This window comes from Streptococcus sp. HMSC072D03 (genome assembly GCF_001812855.1).
GTDB lineage: Bacteria > Bacillota > Bacilli > Lactobacillales > Streptococcaceae > Streptococcus > Streptococcus salivarius_D.
Genome location: NZ_KV810640.1, coordinates 34353 through 34820, shown reverse-complemented (window position 1 = coordinate 34820; position 468 = coordinate 34353). Strand labels below are relative to the sequence as shown.

Genomic DNA, 468 nt, shown 5'->3' with positions numbered 1-468 from the left:
GTCGCAGGTTCGAATCCTGTCTTCCCGATTTATGGCGGTGTAGCTCAGCTGGCTAGAGCGTCCGGTTCATACCCGGGAGGTCGGGGGTTCGATCCCCTTCGCCGCTATATATATGGATTTCTTGGACCTTTAGCTCAACTGGTTAGAGCACTCGGCTCATAACCGAGCGGTCGTAGGTTCGAGTCCTACAAGGTCCATATATTAATTATAATATTTGGAGGATTACCCAAGTCCGGCTGAAGGGAACGGTCTTGAAAACCGTCAGGCGTGTAAAAGCGTGCGTGGGTTCGAATCCCACATCCTCCTTATAATTAAAGCGGGATGGAGCAGCTAGGTAGCTCGTCGGGCTCATAACCCGAAGGTCGTAGGTTCAAATCCTGCTCCCGCAATATGGCTCGGTAGCTCAGTTGGTAGAGCAATGGATTGAAGCTCCATGTGTCGGCGGTTCGATTCCGTCTCGCGCCATTT

Annotated in this window: 5 tRNA genes; all 5 read left to right on the top strand. The window is 51.9% G+C overall.

Features of this window, described 5'->3' with window-relative positions:
- Window positions 1-33 precede the first annotated feature (33 nt).
- The 5 genes from HMPREF2877_RS03695 to HMPREF2877_RS03675 all read left to right on the top strand — a co-directional run bounded on the left by HMPREF2877_RS03695 (window position 34) and on the right by HMPREF2877_RS03675 (window position 465).
- Window positions 34-107, top strand: a tRNA-Met gene (locus tag HMPREF2877_RS03695).
- A gap of 16 nt (window positions 108-123) precedes the next feature.
- Window positions 124-197, top strand: a tRNA-Ile gene (locus tag HMPREF2877_RS03690).
- 19 nt (window positions 198-216) lie between these two features.
- Window positions 217-306: transfer RNA gene (locus HMPREF2877_RS03685), tRNA-Ser, on the top strand.
- A 9-nt stretch (window positions 307-315) separates the two neighbouring features.
- A tRNA-Met gene (locus HMPREF2877_RS03680) sits at window positions 316-389 on the top strand.
- Between the two features lie 3 nt (window positions 390-392).
- Window positions 393-465 (top strand) — tRNA-Phe (locus tag HMPREF2877_RS03675).
- The last annotated feature ends 3 nt before the right edge of the window (window positions 466-468 follow it).